The sequence below is a fragment of the Actinomadura montaniterrae genome (assembly GCF_008923365.1).
GTDB lineage: Bacteria > Actinomycetota > Actinomycetes > Streptosporangiales > Streptosporangiaceae > Spirillospora > Spirillospora montaniterrae.
In genome coordinates this window covers 72,864-91,186 of the sequence record NZ_WBMR01000013.1, presented here as the reverse complement: position 1 = coordinate 91,186, position 18,323 = coordinate 72,864, and the positions used below count along the sequence as shown (strand labels likewise).

Here is an 18,323-nt window from a genome sequence, read left to right as displayed (position 1 = left end):
GGCGCCGCGCTGCCGCAGACGAGGCCGGCCGCCCGCGCCCGGCCCCGCGCGGCGCCGGTCATCCGGTCGCGGGCGGCGCCGGTCGTCCGGTCGCTGACCGGGCCGCGGCCGGGACGGGCAGGTGGGGCAGCAGTTGCTCGACAGTGATCGGCAGCTCGCGGACGCGGTGCCCGGTCGCGTGGTGGACGGCGTTGGCGATCGCCGCGGCCGACCCCACCTGCCCGATCTCGCCGACGCCCTTGACGCCGAGCGGGCCGGTGACGGGGTCGTCGACCTCGATGAGGGCGACGTCGACGTCCGGCGCGTCGGCGTTGACGGGCACCAGGTAGTCGCCGAGGCTCGCGTTCGCCCAGCGGCCGAGGCGGGCGTCCATCCGGGTGCCTTCGAGCAGGGCCTGGCTCATGCCCCAGAGCATGCCGCCCATCAGCTGGCTGCGCGCCGTCATCGGGTTGAGGACGCGCCCGGGCGCGAACACGCCGGTCATGCGCCGGACCCGGACGAGGCCGAGGTCGGCGTCGACGGCGACCTCCGCGAACTGGGCGCCGAAGGTCAGCAGCCCGTACGGGGTGTCCAGGGGCGGCGGGTCCCAGCTGCCGATGGCCTCGGCGTCGTTGGCGCGGTGGCGTTCCATTAAATCCTGGTAGCTCTCGCCGGCGCCGCCGGAGAGCGCCAGCCGCCCGCCGGTGACCGTGACGTCGGCCGGGTGCGCACCGTGCAGCGGCGAATCGGGATCGACGACCGCCATGGCGATCAGCTGGTCCCGGAGCGCGGTGGCGGCGTTGTGCACGGCGGCGCTGACCATCATCGCGCCGTTGGACCCGACGGGCGAGCCGGCGGTGGGCAGGTCGGTGTCGCCGAAGTCGAGCCGCACGTCGCGCAGGTCGACGCCGAGGCCGTCGGCGGCGACCTGGGTCAGCACGGTCGTCATGCCGGTGCCGAACTCCTGCGCGGCGGTGGACACGACGGCGGTGCCGTCGGAGTACAGGCGGGCGCGGGCCCGCTGGGTGCGCATGAAGAACGCGACGGGGTACGCGGCGGCGGACATCCCCGTGCCGATGAGCTGGTTCCCCTCGCGCCGCGCGCCGGGCGCGGGGTCGCGGCCCGCCCAGCCGAACCGTTCCGCGCCGAGCCGCAGGCACTCGGCCAGCCCGCCGCTGGACCAGGGATGGCCGGTGTTCGGATCGACGTCGGTGAGGTTGCGCAGCCGCAGCTCGACCGGGTCGGCGCCGAGTTCGCAGGCGAGCTCGTCCATCGCGCATTCGAGGCTGAACACCCCGGCGGCCTCGCCGGGCCCGCGGGTGAACGTGGGCGTCATCGTGTTGCCGCGCACCAGCCGGTGCACGCCCTCGAAGGCGGGGGCGGCGTACAGCTGCGAGGCGGCGCCGAATGCCGGTTCGGCCCAGTCGTCGAACGGCGAGGTCAGCGAGATCTTGTGGTGCCGGATCGCGGTGAGCGCGCCGTCGCGCCGCGCCCCCAGCCGGACCCGCTGCTCCTGCTCCTCGCGGTGCCCGCAGGAGGTGAACATCTGCTCGCGCGCGACGACGAGCCGGACCGGCCGCCGGACGTGCCGGGCCGCCAGCGCGGTGAGGGCCACGTGCGGCCACACCATCGCCTTGGACCCGAACGCGCCGCCGACGAACCGCGTCAGCACCCGGATCCTCGACGGCGAGAGGCCGAGGAGCGCGGCGACGGTCAGCTGCACGGCCTTGATGCCCTGGCAGGAGTCGTGCAGCGTGAGCCGGTCGCCGTCCCACACGGCGGTGGTGGTCAGCATCTCCAGGGCGTTGTGGTGGTTGGCGGCGAACCGGAACGCGGCGTCGACGCGCACGTCCGCGGCCGCCATCCCGCCCTCGACGTCCCCGCGGCGCAGCTGCGCGGGCATGAAGCCGCCGAAGATCTTCTCGGGTTCGTAGGCGTCCCGGCGGCCCTGCTCGATCGTGGTGACGGACGGCGCCTCCGCGTACTCGGTCCGGACCAGCGTGGCGGCGTGCTGCGCCTGCTCCAGGGTGTCGGCGACGACGATCGCGATCGGCTGGCCCGCGTAGTGGACGGTGCCGTCCTGCATCGGGAAGAACGTCTCGCCGGGCGCCGGCCCGCCCATCAGGGACGGCACCAGCGGCACGTGCGCGACCTCCGGCAGGTCGCGGTGGGTGAGGACCGCGGCGACGCCGGCGGCGCGCTCCGCCGCCGCGGTGTCGATCGCGGCGATCCGCCCGGCGGCCACCCGGGCGCCGACGATCTGCGCGTGGGCGAGGCCGGGCATCGGGAACTCCGCCGAGTACCGCGCCGCGCCGGTGACCTTCACCGGGCCGTCGACCCGGGCCGTCTCCCGGCCGATGGATCCGCTCATCGTCCGTCCTCCGCGAGCGCCGTCAGCGCCCGGACGATCGTCCGGCGCGCCAGTTCGACCTTGTAGGCGTTCAGGGGCCGCGGCACCGCCGCCGCCAGCTCCCGGCCGGCCGCCTCGGCGAAGGCGTCCGGCGTGGCGGGGCCGCCGAGGAGGCTCCGCTCGGCCGCCCGCGCGCGCCACGGCTTGGTCGCGACTCCGCCGAGGGCGAGCCGCACGTCGGCGATCGCGCCGTCCTGGACGTGGATCGCCGCCGCCACCGAGGCGAGCGCGAACTCGTACGAGGCGCGGTCGCGGACCTTCACGTAGACCGACCGGCGCGCCACCGGGACCGCGGGCACCTCGATCGCGGTGATCAGTTCGCCGTGCTCCAGCGCGCGCTCGCGGTCGGGGGTGTCCCCGGGCAGCAGGAAGAAGTCGTCGATCGCGATGGACCGCTCGCCGCCCGGGCCGCGCGTGCGCACCATCGCGTCCAGCGCGACGAGCGCGACCGCGGCGTCGGACGGGTGTACGGCGATGCACTGATCGCTGGTCCCGAGGACGGCGTGCCCGCGATGGAACCCGTCGATGGCGGCGCAACCGCTGCCGGGGTCGCGCTTGTTGCACGGCGAGGTCGCGTCGCGGAAGTACCCGCACCGGACCCGCTGGCACAGGTTGCCGCCCATCGACGCCATGTTCCGCAACTGCGCGGAGGCGCCCAGCAGCAGCGCCTGCGCGAGCATCGGGAACCGGTCCGCGACCCCGGCGGCCTCCGCGACGTCGCTCATCCGCGCGAGCGCGCCGATGCGCAGGCCCCCGTCCGGCCGGTCCTCGATCCCGGCCAGGGGCAGGTCGTTGATGTCCACCAGCAGGTCGGGCCGCAGGACGTTCTGCCGGACCAGGTCGACCTCGGTCGTGCCGCCGGCGAGGAACGCGCCGCCGGGATGCTCCCGGACCGTCGCGATCGCCGTGTCGGCGTCGGCCACCCGCGCGTAACCGAAAGGACGCACCGTCACGCACCTCCGGCGGCGTCGCGGACCTCGCGGATCGCGGCCCGGATGTTCGGATAGGCGGCGCAGCGGCAGAGGTTCCCGCTCATCCATTCGGCGATCTCGGCGTCGTCGGCGGCGTGCCCCTCGCGGAGCAGCGCCACCGCGGACATGATCTGCCCCGGCGTGCAGTAGCCGCACTGCAGGGCGTCATGGGCGACGAACGCCGCCTGCATCGGATGCAGGTCGTCGCCGTCCCCGAGCCCCTCGATGGTGGTGACCTCGCGCCCCTGGCACGTGACCGCGAGCGTCAGGCACGCCAGCACCCGGCGGCCGTCCACCCACACCGTGCAGGCGCCGCAGGCGCCCTGGTCGCAGCCCTTCTTCGAGCCGGTCAGCCCGAGATGCTCGCGCAGCGCGTCCAGCAGGCTCACCCGGGGCTCGACGCGCAGCCCGCGCTCGCGGCCGTTGACGGTGAGCGTGATCGTCCTGGCCCCGGCACCGGTCACCGGCGGCGCCTTGATGTCCGTCCCCATGCGGGCGGTCCCTCACTGATCGACTGATGATCACTGTCCGTGACTCATCATGCCCACACGGTGACGGAACTCACACCGGGGCCGGGACCGGACGGTGCGCGCATCGGCGCAGGTCAGATGCGATCCGCGCGGGGCCGCGTGGTTGTATGGGCCCCATGGCTCGCAGCAACATCTGGGAGCACGGCACGGACGCTCCCGTCCCGGCGGTCGCCGTCCTCGACGAGCGGGGCGACGTGGTCGGCTGGTCCCGGGCGGCGGGAGAGCTCCTCGGCTATCCGGCGGAGGGGATCCTCGGCCGCCCCGGCACGGACCTGCGCATGGAGCGCGACCGCGCGACGCGCATCTGGACGTGGAACGGCGGGCACGGCGACGACGACTACCGGGTCGGCATGGTCGACCTGCGCCACCGCGACGGCGAGCAGATCGTCACGCACCTGGAGCGGATCCGGATCACCACCCCGGGCGGGGCGCCCGCCTGGGTGGTCGCCGCGATCCCCGCGTCGGTCTTCACCCTCGGCACGTCGGTGCTGGAGCCGCTGCTCAGCGCCGCCCCCGTCGTGATGGTCGTCTGGGACACCGACCTGCGGTCGGTGTGGCGGAACGAGCAGGCGCAGCGGCTGGAGGGCTTCTTCCCCTGCTTCGCGGTCGGCCGGCCGCTGCCCGAGACGCAGGGCGAGGAGGACCCCCTCGTCCCGCCGGAACTGATCCGCGAGGTGCTCGCCGGCGGCGTCCCGGTGCTGGACCGCGAGTCCCGCTGGGGCGGGGCGGACCGGGAGCGCACGTTCTCGACGTTCCTGTTCCGTGTCGAGGCCCTGGACTCGCGCCCCATCGGCGTCTGCCTGATGGCCATCGACATCACCAACAGCAGGGCGCGGGAGCGGCTGGCGCTGCTCCGCCGGGCCAGCGTCCAGATCGGCACCACCCTCGACGTCCAGCGGACCGCCCAGGAGCTCACCGACCTCGCCGTCCCGGGGTTCGCCGACTACGCCACCGTCGACCTCACCGAGGCCGTCATGCCCGGGACCGAGCCCCTGGAGCGGTTGGAGGCCACCCAGAACGGCATCCCGGTGTTCCGCCGCGCGGGCCTCACCTCGATCCACGACGGCGTCCCCGAGGCGCTCTGGCCGCTGGGTCAGCCGGTGTACGTGCCGCCCGGATCCCCGTTCACCAAGGTCCTCGCCTCGGGCCGCTCCTACTTCGAACCCGAGATGGACACCTCGCCGGGAAGCTGGCTCGACGACGACCCCCACCGCGCCCGCGTCATCGCCGCCATGGGCATGCACACGCTGATCATCGTCCCGCTGTGGGCCCGCGGCAGCCTCCTCGGCATCGCCGTGTTCGTCCGCACCGACAACAAGGCGCAGTTCACCACGGACGACCTGGTGCTCGCCGAAGAGCTCGCGGCTCGCGCCGCGCTGAGCCTGGACAACGCGCGCCAGTACACCCGCGAGCACGACGCGTCCCTCGCCCTGCAACGCCAGCTCCTGCCGCGCAGGCTGTGCGGCAAGGACGTGATGGAGCTGGCCTCGCGCTACCTGCCGTCCGACGTCCACCAGGGCGTCGGCGGCGACTGGTACGACACGATCCCGCTGCCCGGCTCCCGCCTCGCCCTCGTGGTCGGGGACGTGACCGGGCACGGGATCAACGCCGCCGCGAGCATGGGGCGGCTGCGCACCGCCATGCGGACGCTCGCCTACCTCGGCCTGCCCCCGGCCGAGCTGCTCGCCCGCCTCGACGAGCTGTACGCCCGCCAGGACGAGGAGGAGCAGGGCAGCGCCCTGTCGCCGATCGCGGCCACCTGCCTGTACGCCGTCTACGATCCGGCCACCCGGCGCTGCACCCTGGCGTCGGCCGGGCACCTGCCGCCCGCGGTCGTCGGTCCCGGCGGCGACGTCTCGTTCGTCGACCCTCCCGCGGGCACCCCGATCGGGCTCGGGCTGGGGATGCACGAGCCCGTCGAGTTCGAGCTCGGCGAGGGAGCCCTGCTGGCCCTGTACACCGACGGGCTGATCGAGCGCCGCGACGACGACCTCGACGGGGGCATGCGCCGCCTCGGCGCCGCGCTGGCCCGGGCCGCGGGCCCGCTGGACGGCCTCTGCACCAGCGTGATCGACGCGATGGTGACGCGGACCGCCGAGGACGACGTCACCCCTCCTCCTCGCCCGGACCCTCGCGCCGTCCTGAGTCACTCCAGGTCGAGGTCCTGCGGAAGCTGCTCCGGGCGCAGCTCGCGGCGCGTCCGGACGTACCGCACCGAGTGGCGCCACCGGCCGTGCTCCGTCGCGGCGTCCACGCTGATCTCGACCACGACGTCCGGGACGACCCGGACGTACGGAGCGGGCGCCTCCGCGCCGGGCATCCCGCCGGCCCAGCCCGCCGGGAGCACCTCCGGCCACGGGTGGTCGTCCCCGGCGGGCACCAGCAGGCCGGCGAGCTCGCGGCGCGCGGCCGGAGGCAGCGGACCGGAGCGGCCGACGACGCGCAGCCGCCCGTCCGGCCGGTAGCGGCCGAGGATCAGGGTCGCCGGGTCGGCGGCGCTTCCCGTGACGCCGCCGACGACGGCTTCGGTGGTGGTGCGGTGCTTGACCTTCCACCAGCCGCGCTTGCCCTCCTGGTAGCGGCCCGACGCGGCCTTGACGACGAGGCCCTCGATGCCCTGCGCGGGCAGGATCTCGAACCACACCCGGGCCTCGCCCACATCGCGCAGCTGCGGGCACAGCACGATCCGGGAGGTGTCCGGCACGCCGGCGAGGAGGCGTTCGAGGACCTCCCGGCGCTCGGACAGCGGCCTGGGCCGGTAGTCGGTCCCGCCGGTCTCCAGCACGTCGAACACCACGTAATGGCACGGCTCGGCCAGCGCGAGCTCGCGCCCGCGGCGCCCGGCGACGTGCCGGCGCTGCAGCGCGGCGAAGTCCAGGCGCCCGTCGCGTCCCCAGCGGACGATCTCGCCGTCCACCACCGTCCCCGGCGGCAGCGCGCCGAGGACCGCTGGGACGACCTCGGGGAACGCGTCGTTGAAGCTCTTCAGCCGCCGCGACCACAGCCGCGCGCCGCCCTTCTCGTTCACGACCGCCAGCGCGCGGAACCCGTCCCACTTCGGCTCGTACCGGCACCCGCCGGGACAGGCCGACTCGTCCGGGATGCGGTCGATCGCCGTCGCCGCCATCGGGACGACGGGCCCACCGATGCGCATAGCCGCCACCCCCCGTGATGTGCGGCTACCCGCAACCCCGCAGGGGACAGCGCGGCAGCGCGATTCTTGGCCGCCGCATGGCCGGCCCATTGCCCGGGCTCGCGGGGGTGCGGGCTAGCGGGTTCGGGCGGCGGGGACGACCTCGCCGACCGCGCCCGAGGAGTCCAGCCGGATGACGGTGGGGCCGCGCTCGCACTCCCAGGTGGTGACGTTCGCGAAGGCCGTCCCGTCGTGGTGCCAGAAACCGCCGTCCTGGTGGATGTGGCCGAACAGGTGCAGCCTGGGGCGGACCTGCCGCACCCGCGCCAGGAGGTCCGCGCAGCCGTGGCGGCCCGGCAGGGCGCCCGCGTCGCCGATGCCCAGCGGCGGGCCGTGCGTCACGAGGACGTCGACCCGCTCGGGGATCAGCGCCCACTTCCGGGCCAGCGCCCGGCCGCGGGGGAGGTTGAAGGCCCAGTCGTTGAACTCCGGCTGCCAGGGGCTGCCCCAGAACGAGACGCCGTCGATCTCCGTTCCGCTGTCCTCCAGGTAGCGGATGCCGCGCTCGGCCAGGACGGCGCGCGCCTGGCCGGGCCGGTCCTCCAGCATCCGGTCGTGGTTCCCGGCGACGACGACCTTCGTCCGGTGGGGGAGGGCGTGCAGCCAGTCGGCGGCCTCCCGGAGCTCCGCGAGGTCCTCACCGCGCCGGCAGAGATCGCCCGCGTGGACGAAGACGTCCCCGTCGGGGACGGTGAGGTCGTCGTGATAGGTGTGCGTGTCGGCGACCGCGACGATGCGCATCAGACGACCCCGGCCTCGGCGAGCCAGCGCCACAGCTCGTCCTGGTGGACGACCGTGACGCCGAGCTTCTCGGCCTTGCCCGTCTTCGCCGCGCCGACGTTGTCGCCGGCGAGCAGGTAGTCGGTGTTCGCCGACACCGACGAGGCGGCCGTCGCCGCCGCCTGCTCGACCAGGCGCGTCACGTCCGGCCGGCTGATCTTCGCGCCCGAGCGCGGGTCGGTGAACGCGCCGGTGATCACCACGGACTTCCCCTTCAGCGGCGAGTCGCCCGCGGCCGCCGCGTCCACCGGCCGGTCCTCGTCGAGCACGTCGAGGTTCACGCCGCGCTCGCGCAGCGCCGCGATCTCCTCCCGGACGTCCGCGCGGGCGAAGAACGCCACGATGCTCTCGGCGACCTTCGGCCCGATGTCGCGGATCGCCACCAGGTCCTCGACGGTGGCCGCCGCGACGTCCTCGATGCGCTCGTAACCCGCCAGGCACAGGCGCTTGGCGGTGCCCTCGGACGCCATCGGGATCGCCAGCCCGATCAGCGCCCGGCGCAGCCCCATGCCCTTGGAAGCCGCGATCGACTCGACCATGTTGCGGGCGCTGACCTCGCCCATCCGCTCGTAGCCGAGCAGCTGCTCGGCCGTCAGGTCGTACAGGTCGCTGCGGCGCCGGAGCACGCCCTCCTCGGCGAGCTTCTCGATCCAGACGTCCCCGACGCCCTCCATGTCGGCCGCCGGCCGCGAGGCCCAGTGCATCAGCCGCCGCGTCGCCTGCGCCGGGCACTGCAGGTTCAGGCACCAGCGCTCCTCGCCGGTGCCGCGGACCTCCAGCTCCGACCCGCACGACGGGCAGTGCGCCGGCGGCACGATCTCGACCTCGCTGCCGTCGCGCCGCTCCGGCAGCGAGCGGCCCGCGAACGGGATCACGTCGCCGCGCCGCACCACCGCCACCGTGTCGCCGATCCGCAGGTCCCGCTCGCGGATCAGGCGCGGGTTGTGCAGGGTGATGTTCTCCACCGTGACGCCGCCGACGAACACCGGCGCGACCTTCGCGCGCGGCGGGACGCGGCCGATCTTGCCGACCGGCCATTCGACCGACAGCAGCGTCGTCAGCTTCTCCTCCGGCGGGTACTTGAACGCGATCGCGCCGCGCGGCTCGGCGCTGTTGAAGCCCGCCGCGTCGAACGCCGCGGGCTCGTGCAGCCGCACGACCGCGCCGTCGATGTCGTAGTCCAGCCCGTCGCGGCGGCCGCCGATCTCCTCGATCGCCTCCACGACCTCGTCGGCGGTGGCGGACACGTACTGGGCGACCGGCTCGAAACCGTCCGGGATGTCCATCGCGACGCCGTCGCGATCGGCGCCGAACGCGAAGAACCGCAGCACCCGCTTCGCCTTCGCCGCCGCCTCGGGATCCTTCAGCACCAGCGTCCCGGCGGCGCCCGACCGCGGGTTGGTCAGCGTCTTGTCCGGGTGCGCCTCGTTGTAGGCGGCCCACACCGACCGCAGCATCACCGCCTCACCGCGGACCTCGACGCGCCCCGGCGCCTCGATCCGGGCCGGCAGGCCGGGGATGACGTGGCGCACCTTCTCGGTCACCAGCTCGCCGACCGTCCCGGTGCCGCGCGTGGCGACGTAGTCGAGGTCCCCGCCGGTGTAGACGACGCTGAGCGAGAGCCCGTCGAGCTTCTCCGAGACGCGGAAGACCTGGCCGCCGAAGCGCTCGCAGAACGCGCGGATCTGCTCCTCGCTGGTCGCCTTCCCCAGCGACAGCATCGGCCGCGCGTGGCGCACGGTCGGGCCGGTCAGCTCGGCGGGCGCGTTGACCTTGCCGAGGGGGCTGTCGGCCGGTTCGAGCTCGGGGTGCTCGGCGACGAGCGCCGCCAGCTCGTCCTTCAGCGCGTCGTAGTCGGCGTCCGGCAGCGGGCTGTCGCCGGCGCCGTAGTACAGGTCGTTCAGCCGCTTGACCTCGGCGGTCAGCTCCGCGATGCGCTCTTCAACGTCCACCCCTCGATTAAACGCGAACCCACCGACATTGCCCGCCCGCGAGGCGCGTGCGGGGCTAGTACGGGCTAGTGCGGGGCGAAGGTGCCGTAGGCGCCCTGGTGGAAGAGCAGCGGGGTGTCGCCGTCGCCTTCCTGCAGGTGGAGGACGCGGCCGACGACGATCTGGTGGTCGCCCGCGTCGTGCAGCTGCTCGGTGACGCAGTCGATCCAGGCGAGCGCGCCGTTGATGACCGGGTTGCCGGCGGGGGACGGCCGCCACCCGATGTCGTGGAACTTGTCCGTCTTGCGCATGGCCACGGCGCGGCAGACGTCCTCCTGGCCGGCGGACAGCACGTTCACGCAGAACCGCTCGCCCGACTCGCGCAGCGCGCGCCAGGAACTGGAGTTCTTGTCGGGCAGGAAGGCCACCAGCGGCGGGTCGAGCGAGACGGAGGTGAACGAGCCGACCGTCATGCCGATGGCGCCGCCGGAGGCGTCGACCGCGGTCACCACGACGACGCCGGTCGGGTAGTGGCCGAGGACGCGCCGGAAGCGGGCGGGATCGATGACCGGAGCGCCGGTCCCTCGGGTCGTGACGGGCATGGCGGGAACTCCTCCCTGTAGCGATCGCTACAGAGACTGCCATGCGGAACCCCGGCGTGACAACCCTGCGTGCCCGCCGGGGCCCGGGACCCGGCTCAGCCGGCGTCCGCGACCGCCTGCTCGACGATGGCCACGATGATCGTGATGAAGTCGTCCGGATCCCCGGCCTCGTCGATCTGGTGGGCCAGGAAGAGCCCGTCGGTCGAGGCGATCACGATGCGGGCCAGGTCCATCGCCAGCTCGGGCCGGCGGGCCCGCAGCCCGGTGCTCAGCTGCGAGGTGAACCAGGCCGCGATGCTGGCGGCCACCGCGTCGCGGGCGGCCAGGAAGTACTGGCGCGCCTCCGCCTCCACCTCGCGGGACTCCAGCAGCAGCATGTGCCCGATGCGCAGGAAGTCCGGCGCGCCGGGCAGGCCGCGCGTCGAGCGCGACAGGATCGCGCGCAGCCCCTCGCCGAGGGACCGCTCGTCGCGCGGGTCGCGCTCCCAGCGCGGCTCGGCGGCGATCCACTGCTCGAAGCTGTGCCGGACGACCTCGGCGAGCAGGTGGTCCTTGTCGCGGAAGAACCAGTAGACCGAGCTGGCCGGCAGCCCGGAGCGCTTGGTGACCTTCGAGATCGTGGTGCCCTCGTAGCCGTGCTCCGCGGCGATCTCGGCGGCCGCCCGGAGGATGCGGACGCGGGACATCTCCCGGTCGTCGCCGGGACGGGGGGTTTCGGGCCGCGCGGTGCTCACGCCGCCTCCCCGAGCCAGGCCACGGCCTGCGCGTAGACGCCGTCGGCGATCAGGTCGACCAGGCGCTCCAGGTTCCAGCCCCGGTCAGAGCGGATGCCCATGTAAAGCCCGTCCATGACGGCGAGATGGAACCGGGCCATCCGCTCGGCGACGTCCCGCGCGCGCTCTGGGGCGTCGCCGGAGAGCACCTGCTCCCACCAGGTCCGGATGGCGACGCGGGTCTCGGTGCGGACCTCGATGTAGCGGCGCCGCGCGGCGGGCTCCTTCGAGCGGTTCGCCAGGCCGAGCATGAGGCCGAGCCGCCAGAACTCCGGGCGGTCGGCGATGGAGTGCGAGGCCCGCTGCAGCCGGTCGCGGACCTCCTCGGCGGGGTCGCCGGTCTCCACCCGGGCCCGCCAGGTCGGGGCGGTCTCGCGCCAGCGCCGGTAGCTGAACTCCAGGGTCTCGGCGAGCAGCTCGTCCTTGTTGCGGAAGTGCCAGTAGACCGAGCTCGGCGGCAGCCCGGTGGCCTCGGTCACCAGGGCGATCGAGGTGCCGTCGTAGCCGCGCTCGGCGGCGATGGCGAGGGTCGCCTCCAGGATCCGCAGCCTCGACTCCTCGCCCTGCTGGTGGCGCCGTGCCGTCTTCCGCATCTGCACTTGCTCCTCTGGACCTCAGGAAACTCCGCCGCGGCGGGGGGGTTGTGTCGACCATCACATCATGGGTACGGTCACTCCGCGTCCCTGTAGCGATCGCTCCAGTCTGTGTAGCGATCCCTACGGATCCATTGTGGCGCGAACGCCTTCGTGACGACGCCACCGGCGTTGGTCAGCGAAATGGAGAACACCCATGCCCACCCCTCGCAGCGATCTCCGCCGCCCGCGGCCGGTCGCCCTCCTCCTCGCGACGCTCGCGGCCGGCGCGACCCTGACCGCCTGCGGATCCGGCGACACCGGCGTCAGCGCCGCGGACGCCGAGACCCAGGCCGCCGACCTCGTCAAGGTCCTGAGACTCCAGGACGGCGCCGCGCTCGGCGGCGACGTCACCTTCAAGCTCGGCGCCGCCCTCACCCTCTCCGGCCCGTCCGCCGGCAACGGCCAGTCGATGCGCAACGCCGTCGAGCTGGCGGCGAAGCAGATCAAGGCGGCCGGCGGGCCCACGATCAAGCTCAGCGTCAAGGACATCAAGGGCCCCGACCCCGTCGCCGCCAAGCAGGCCGCGTCCGAGCTGGCGTCCGAGGGCGTCCCGGCGAAGATCACCTCGATGGGCGACGGCCTCGGCGCGATGCTCGCCGACACTGACAAGAGCAGGATCCTCAGCCTCGACGGCGTCGGCGGCGCCCAGGTCTTCACCCGCGGCACGCAGTACTTCTACGGCACCCGCGAGGTCGCGCCGTCCGACGCCGTCCCCGGCGCCCTGGAATGGTTCAAGCGGACCCACCCGCAGGGCCGGACGGTCGGCCTCGCCGGCGTCGACCTCGGCGCGCAGAACGCCGCCATCAAGGCCGACATGACGGCGAAGTTCGCCGCCGCGGGCCTGACCTTCAACGGCCTGTGGGAGACCGCCGCGCCCGCCTCCCAGGACTTCGCGAGCATGCTCGCCAAGATCAAGAAGAACCAGCCCGACCTGCTCTGGGTCGCCTTCAGCGGCGCCTCGCCCGGCGCGTTCGCCGCCCAGGCCAAGGCCGCCGGCATCAAGAGCGAGCTCGTCGGCATCGAGTTCACGCAGGAGGCCGTCAAGGCGTCCAAGGGCGTCCTCGACTCCGACGGCCTCAAATTCGCGATGGACTACTTCGACGCGTCCGCGCCGTCGAACCCGCTCGCCAAGCTCTTCGCCGACGCCTACAAGAAGGCCTACGGGCAGCCCGCCGACTTCTACGCCGCCAACGCCTACGAAGAGACGCTGATGGTCTGGGACCTCATCCGCCGCGTCAAGGCGGCCGGCGGCGACCCGGGCGACAGCGCCCAGCTGAAGGCCGCGCTGGAGAAGGACCCGCGGTTCGCCTCGGTCTACGGCGGCGACTCCGCCACGGTCGGCACGCTGAAGATCGACCTGAAGACGCACGGCGTCGCGAGCCGCCCCATGGGGGTCTTCGAGTACAAGGACGGCAAGGTCAAGCCGCTCGCCACCTACGACGTCGGCGGTCAGGGCTTCCGCCTCGCCGGCTGACCGGCCCCGCCTCCCGGGGGACGGCCCGCAGCGCGCCGTCCTCCGTCCCTCGATCCGGGAGGATCCATGCACGACCTGCTGGACGGCGAACTCTGGCAGCTGACCGTCAACGGCCTGGTGCGCGGCGCCCTCTACGCCGCGCTCGGCGCCGGGCTGGCGCTCGTCATCGGGGTCACCACCCGCTTCCACTTCGCCTACGCGCTCACCTACACCGTCGCCCCCTACGCCGCCTACTGGGCGATGGACGGCCTCGGCGCGCCGTTCTGGCCGTCGGCGCTCGCCGGGCTCGCCGCCGCGGTCGCCGTCAGCGTGCTGCTGGAAGCCGGCGTGTACGAGCCCGTCGCCCGCCGCGCCGCCGACCGCGCCATGCTCGCCGTGCTGGTGACCTCGATCGGCGTCAGCACCGCGGGCATCGCGCTGCTCCAGCTGAAGTTCGGCACCGGCAGCCTGCCGTTCTACGGGCCGGACCAGGTGCAGCACCGCCTCGGGTCGGCGCGGATCTCCAACTTCGACCTCGACCAGGTGGCCACCTGCCTCGTCCTCGTCGCCGCCCTCGCCGCGTTCCTGGCGTTCACCCCGGTCGGCCGCTCGATCAAGGCCGTCCGCAGCAACCCGGGCCTCGCCGCCGTGCTGGGGATCGGCGTCCGCCGCGTCAACCTCGTCTGCTTCGCCATCGCGGGGCTCATCTCCGGCGCCTGCGCCCTCTGGTACGGCCTGCTCTACACGGTCCAGCCGACCATGGGCGACTCGACGGTCATCTACGGGTTCGTGGTGGCCTTCCTCGCGGGCACCCGCTCGTCCCCGCTGCGCGCGCTGCCCGTCGGGATCGGGCTCGGCCTGCTGGAGCAGTGGGCGTCGAACTGGCTGCCGCTGCAGTGGACCCAGACCGCCGTGTTCATCGTCCTCACCGCCTACCTCGCGTTCCTGGCGGTGAAGGACCGCCTGCCCCGCCCGCGCCCCGCCCGTCCCGTGCCGCTGGAGAAGGTCTGACGCCATGTGGATCAACTATCTGGACCAGGCGCTGCTGCTCGCGGCGCTCGCCGTCAGCGTCAACCTGCTCGTCGGGTACGCCGGGCAGGTCTCCGTCGCGCACGCCGCCTTCGCGGGCGTCGGCGGGTACGCCGTCTGCTTCCTCGCCGGCCTGCACGGCTGGCCCTACCTCGCCTCCCTCGCGGTCGCCGTGCTGGTCACCGCCGTCCTCGGGGTGCTGATCGGGCTCATCGCGCTCGGGCTCGCCGAGGAGTTCCTCATCCTGATGACGCTGGCGTTCTCGCTCGGCATCATCGGCGTGCTCGCCACGTTCGACGCCCTCGGCGGCGTCACGGGCATCACCGGCGTCGACGGCCTGCGGCTGTTCGGGAAGGAGCTGGACACCCCGGCCGACTGGCTGATCCCGTCGGCGGTGGTGCTCGCGCTGGTCTTCGCCGTCTGCCGGCGCATCGGCGAATCCCCCTACGGGCAGGTGCTCAAGGGCATCCGCGAGGACGCCGTCGCGACGCGCGCGCTCGGCAAGAACACCTTCGGCTACAAGATCGGCATCTTCGCGATCACCAGCGGGCTGACCGGGCTCGTCGGCGGCCTCTACTCCGGCTGGCTCGGCCAGGCGACCCCGTCGGCCTACGGGTTCCCGCTCGCCATGGCGGTGTTCGCGATGGTCATCGTCGGCGGCAACGCCAACCTCGCCGGCTCCATCGCGGCCGGGATCGTCCTCACAATGATCGAGCCGGTGCTGCGCCAGGTCCTCGCCGTGCAGAGCACCCAGGCCGCGCTGGTGCAGGTGGTGCTGTACGGCGTGCTGCTGCTGCTCGTCATGCTCGTCCGGCCGCAGGGCCTGTTCCCCGAACGCGCCCGGAAGGTCGCCGTCCCAGCTCCCGAGGCACGAGCGCAGGCTTCCCCGCGCCCCGAACCCCCCGCCCGGACGCCCTACGACGAGGCAGACGTCGTGCTCCGGGCGGAAGGGCTCTCCAAGCGCTTCGGCGGCATCACCGCCGCCAAGAACATCGACCTCGAGCTGCGGCGCGGCACCATCACCGCGCTCGTCGGCCCGAACGGCGCCGGCAAGACGACCGCGTTCAACCTGCTCACCGGCACCGTCGTCCCCGACACCGGCTCGGTGACGCTGAACGGCGCCGAGCTGGTCGGGATGCGCCCCGACCTGGTCGTCCGCGCCGGGCTGGCGCGCACCTTCCAGGACGTCCGGCTGCTCAACCGGCTGACCTGCCTGGAGAACGTCATGCTCGCCGTCCCGGGCCGGCCGGGGGAGCGGCTCGGCCCGCTGTTCACGCCCGGACGCGGCGTCTCCCGAGCGGACCGCGAGGCCGCCGCGGAGGCGATGCGGTGGCTGGAGTTCGTCGGCATGGCGGACGAGGCCGCGACGCCCGCCGACGCGCTGTCCTACGGGCAGGCGAAGCTCGTCTCGCTCGCGCGCGCCCTCGCGACCCGCGCCGACGTGCTGCTGCTCGACGAACCGGCCTCCGGCGTCGACGCGGCCTGGGTGGAGACCATGCTCGCCATGGTCGCCGCCGTCCGCGACGAGGGCCGCACCGTCTGCCTGGTCGAGCACAACCTCGACGTCGTCCGGCAGCTCGCCGACCACACCTGCTTCATGGAGCTCGGCGAGATCACCGCGTCCGGCACGCTCGACGAGCTGACCGGCTCCGCCCGCCTCGCCGAGGCGTACTTCGGCGCCCAGTGACGAGGAGGACACCGATGCCCGACAACAGCGCGCCGCTGCTCGACGTGAGCGGCCTGGTCGCCGGCTACGGCCGCAAGGAGGTGCTCCACGGCGTCGGCCTCCGCGTCGAGGCGGGCGAGATCGTGACCCTGATGGGGCACAACGGCGCGGGCAAGACGACCACGATCAGGGCCGTCCTCGGGGCCGTCCGCCCGCGCGCCGGGACGGTCCGGATCGCGGGTCGCGACACCACCCGCCGCCCCGTCCGCAGGGCGGTGGCGGCGGGCGCCGCGATGATCCCGTCCGAGCGGTTCGTGTTCCCCGACCTGTCGGTGCACGACAACCTCCTGCTCGGTGCCGCCAACGCCCCGTCCGGCTCCGGCACCGCGCAGCGCCTCGCGACGGTGAAGGAGCTCTTCCCGATCCTCGGGGAACGCTGGAAGCAGCCGGCCGGCTCGATGTCGGGCGGCCAGCAGCGCATGGTCAGCCTGGGCATGGCCCTCATGGCCCGCCCCCGCCTGCTCCTGCTGGACGAACCGTCCCTCGGCCTCGCGCCCTCGGTCGTCGAGACCATCTTCGGCCGCCTGCGCTCCCTCGCCGACGACGAGGGCCTCGGCATCCTCCTCCTCGAACAGAACGTCAAGCAGGCCCTCAAGATCGCCGACCGCGCCTACGCGATGCGCTCCGGCCAGGTGATCCTCGAGGAAACAGCCGAACAGATGCGACGGCGCACCGACTTCTGGGACCTCTTCTGACCGCCACGGCCGGGGCGGTCGGAAAGGTTCCGCCTACGGTGACCGATTCCTGTCACTCCGACCTGCTTGTTGGGGCGCGCATGTCGCGTGGATGATGATCAGAAGCATCGGACGCCGCTGGTCATCGGAGGTAGGAATGCTCGCCAGGCGGTTCGGCTACGCGGTCTCTCCCGAGCCGGCGGCGGCCGCCACCCCGTCCGTCCTCGGCCAGCTCGACAAGGCCGCACGCATGGACCGGGTACACCTCATCATCTTCGCGGTGTGGGGCGCGGCGATGGCCGTGGGCATGATCGTCGGGCTCAGGAGTGAACTGTCCTTCGCCGGCCTCGTGGGCGGGGTGCTCGCCGGAGAGGCGGCCCTGCTGGTCGTATGGCTGATGGCCAGGAGCCAACAGCGGGTGCGCGGCCCGGGCGGCGAGGGCCTGACGGGACCGGAGGCGCACCGCCTCAGAGGCATCCTCGCCGAGCACCCGTGGCAGGTCTGGCCGTGCCGCGTGGAACTCGTCCGCGAGCACGCGAACCCCTCGACGCTGGTCCACGTGTTCCTCCTGGATCCGGACCAGAACGTGGCGGGGGTCCTGAAGACCACCCTCCAGCGCGCCACCTGGAACGCCATGACCGACGGCTACGGCGTGCTGTGGTTCGCCGGAGACCTGAGGTTCGGCGGCGCGCTCGCTCACCCGGCCGATCCCGCCGACCCGACGGTGTCGTACGCCACGGTCGCCCCGCAGCAGCCCGCCACCGCGTCACCCGGCAGTTCCGTCCTCATGGAGGAACTTCAGCGACAGGCGATCGGCTGGACCTTCGGCGGGCTTTGACCTCAAGCGCTTACGGCGTCGAGGACCTCGACGTGCTGGAGGCGCTGCCCTGCCTCCGCGCCGCCGGTGTGCTGCTGCGATGAGCCGGGTCCTGGTCACCGGCGGGTCGGGCCACCTCGGCACGCACCTGGTCGCCGCGCTGCTGCGAAAGCCCGCGCGACCTCGGCCTCCTGAAGCCGCGCGGATGACCCTCAAGGCGCCGGCAGCGGAGGGCGGGCGTGGACGAGAGGGAGGTAGACCGTGTCGACTATCTCCTCGAGGACGGCGTCCGGGACGGGTTTGAGGGTCATCAGGATCTCGTGCCGCTGCAGGGTGAAGGGCAGGTACTTGATGCGGTCCGTGAGGCGGGCGGGGTCGATCTCGCCGCGTTCGGCGGCTCGGGCGTAGAGGACGTCCAGGAGGGGGCGGCGGCCGGCCAGGAGCACCTCGCGGAGTTCGGCCGGGCTCGTGCCGGTCTCCTCGTAGTACTCGGCCAGGTGCACGGCCATGACGGCGGTGAGGCCGGTACTGGTGCCGTTGGCCTGCTTCATCACGGCCAGGACGTCGCCGCGGAGGGTGCCGGTGTCGGGCACGTCCAGGTGGGTGCGGTCCTTGACGTGGGCGAGGGTGGCGTGCAGGAGCTCGTGCCGGCCGGCCCAGCGGCGGTAGAGCACGGGACGGCTCGTGCCGGCGCGGGCCGCGACGGCGTCCATGGTGAAGTTGGCGTAGCCGTTCTCGGTGAGCTGCTGCCAGGCCGCGTCGAGCAGCGCGTCCTCCAGGGCCCGGCCTCGGCGCCGCTCGGCCATCTCACCCTCCGCAA

At 73.5% G+C, this 18,323-nt stretch carries 15 protein-coding genes and 1 pseudogene; 6 read left to right on the top strand and 10 right to left on the bottom strand.

Features of this window, described 5'->3' with window-relative positions:
- Window positions 1-58 precede the first annotated feature (58 nt).
- Genes F9B16_RS07555 through F9B16_RS07545 form a run of 3 tightly spaced genes read right to left on the bottom strand, consistent with a single transcriptional unit; the run spans window position 59 to window position 3,851 of the window.
- On the bottom strand, window positions 59-2,350 hold the full coding sequence (locus F9B16_RS07555; RefSeq protein ID WP_151539249.1) for a xanthine dehydrogenase family protein molybdopterin-binding subunit: 2,292 nt from the start codon (window positions 2,348-2,350) through the stop codon (window positions 59-61).
- On the bottom strand, window positions 2,347-3,336 hold the full coding sequence (locus tag F9B16_RS07550) for an FAD binding domain-containing protein (RefSeq protein ID WP_151539248.1): 990 nt from the start codon (window positions 3,334-3,336) through the stop codon (window positions 2,347-2,349). Before F9B16_RS07550 ends, F9B16_RS07555 begins: the two co-directional genes overlap by 4 nt.
- A 2-nt stretch (window positions 3,337-3,338) precedes the next feature.
- Window positions 3,339-3,851, bottom strand: coding sequence for a (2Fe-2S)-binding protein (locus tag F9B16_RS07545; RefSeq protein WP_151539247.1), 513 nt, complete (start codon window positions 3,849-3,851; stop codon window positions 3,339-3,341).
- A 26-nt stretch (window positions 3,852-3,877) separates the two neighbouring features.
- Between F9B16_RS07545 and F9B16_RS07540 the strand changes: the two are divergent.
- Window positions 3,878-5,989, top strand: a pseudogene (locus F9B16_RS07540) (SpoIIE family protein phosphatase); the annotation flags it as partial.
- A 47-nt stretch (window positions 5,990-6,036) separates the two neighbouring features.
- Here the strand turns inward: F9B16_RS07540 and F9B16_RS07535 are convergent.
- The 6 genes from F9B16_RS07535 to F9B16_RS07510 all read right to left on the bottom strand — a co-directional run bounded on the left by F9B16_RS07535 (window position 6,037) and on the right by F9B16_RS07510 (window position 11,762).
- Window positions 6,037-7,044 (bottom strand): ATP-dependent DNA ligase, encoded by a 1,008-nt coding sequence (locus F9B16_RS07535; RefSeq protein WP_225991440.1) that lies wholly within the window; start codon window positions 7,042-7,044, stop codon window positions 6,037-6,039.
- A 114-nt stretch (window positions 7,045-7,158) separates the two neighbouring features.
- Window positions 7,159-7,824, bottom strand: a complete 666-nt coding sequence (locus F9B16_RS07530) for a metallophosphatase domain-containing protein (protein ID WP_151539246.1) — start codon at window positions 7,822-7,824, stop codon at window positions 7,159-7,161.
- Window positions 7,824-9,815, bottom strand: a complete 1,992-nt coding sequence (gene ligA / locus F9B16_RS07525; RefSeq protein ID WP_151539245.1) for an NAD-dependent DNA ligase LigA — start codon at window positions 9,813-9,815, stop codon at window positions 7,824-7,826. The genes F9B16_RS07530 and ligA overlap by 1 nt, the downstream gene beginning before the upstream one ends.
- Before the next feature lie 65 nt (window positions 9,816-9,880).
- Window positions 9,881-10,396, bottom strand: coding sequence for a flavin reductase family protein (locus F9B16_RS07520; protein ID WP_151539244.1), 516 nt, complete (start codon window positions 10,394-10,396; stop codon window positions 9,881-9,883).
- Window positions 10,397-10,491: 95 nt separating this feature from the next.
- Entirely contained in the window at window positions 10,492-11,130 is a 639-nt protein-coding gene (locus F9B16_RS07515; RefSeq protein WP_225991439.1) for a TetR/AcrR family transcriptional regulator, read from the bottom strand.
- On the bottom strand, window positions 11,127-11,762 hold the full coding sequence (locus tag F9B16_RS07510; RefSeq protein WP_151539243.1) for a TetR/AcrR family transcriptional regulator: 636 nt from the start codon (window positions 11,760-11,762) through the stop codon (window positions 11,127-11,129). Before F9B16_RS07510 ends, F9B16_RS07515 begins: the two co-directional genes overlap by 4 nt.
- Before the next feature lie 196 nt (window positions 11,763-11,958).
- Between F9B16_RS07510 and F9B16_RS07505 the strand changes: the two genes are divergently transcribed.
- From F9B16_RS07505 to F9B16_RS07485, 5 genes are all read left to right on the top strand, one after another.
- Window positions 11,959-13,278 (top strand): ABC transporter substrate-binding protein, encoded by a 1,320-nt coding sequence (locus F9B16_RS07505; protein ID WP_151539242.1) that lies wholly within the window; start codon window positions 11,959-11,961, stop codon window positions 13,276-13,278.
- Between the two features lie 66 nt (window positions 13,279-13,344).
- Window positions 13,345-14,268, top strand: a complete 924-nt coding sequence (locus F9B16_RS07500) for a branched-chain amino acid ABC transporter permease (RefSeq protein ID WP_151539241.1) — start codon at window positions 13,345-13,347, stop codon at window positions 14,266-14,268.
- 4 nt (window positions 14,269-14,272) lie between these two features.
- The gene (locus F9B16_RS07495; protein WP_151539240.1) at window positions 14,273-15,973 is read left to right on the top strand and encodes a branched-chain amino acid ABC transporter ATP-binding protein/permease; all 1,701 of its coding nucleotides are present in this window, start codon (window positions 14,273-14,275) and stop codon (window positions 15,971-15,973) included.
- A gap of 14 nt (window positions 15,974-15,987) precedes the next feature.
- Complete coding sequence (locus tag F9B16_RS07490; protein ID WP_151539239.1) at window positions 15,988-16,707, top strand: ABC transporter ATP-binding protein; 720 nt, start codon at window positions 15,988-15,990, stop codon at window positions 16,705-16,707.
- 136 nt (window positions 16,708-16,843) lie between these two features.
- On the top strand, window positions 16,844-17,524 hold the full coding sequence (locus F9B16_RS07485) for a hypothetical protein (RefSeq protein WP_151539238.1): 681 nt from the start codon (window positions 16,844-16,846) through the stop codon (window positions 17,522-17,524).
- A 191-nt stretch (window positions 17,525-17,715) separates the two neighbouring features.
- Here the strand turns inward: F9B16_RS07485 and F9B16_RS07475 are convergent, their stop codons facing one another.
- The gene (locus tag F9B16_RS07475; RefSeq protein ID WP_151539236.1) at window positions 17,716-18,309 is read right to left on the bottom strand and encodes a TetR/AcrR family transcriptional regulator; all 594 of its coding nucleotides are present in this window, start codon (window positions 18,307-18,309) and stop codon (window positions 17,716-17,718) included.
- Window positions 18,310-18,323 lie beyond the last annotated feature (14 nt).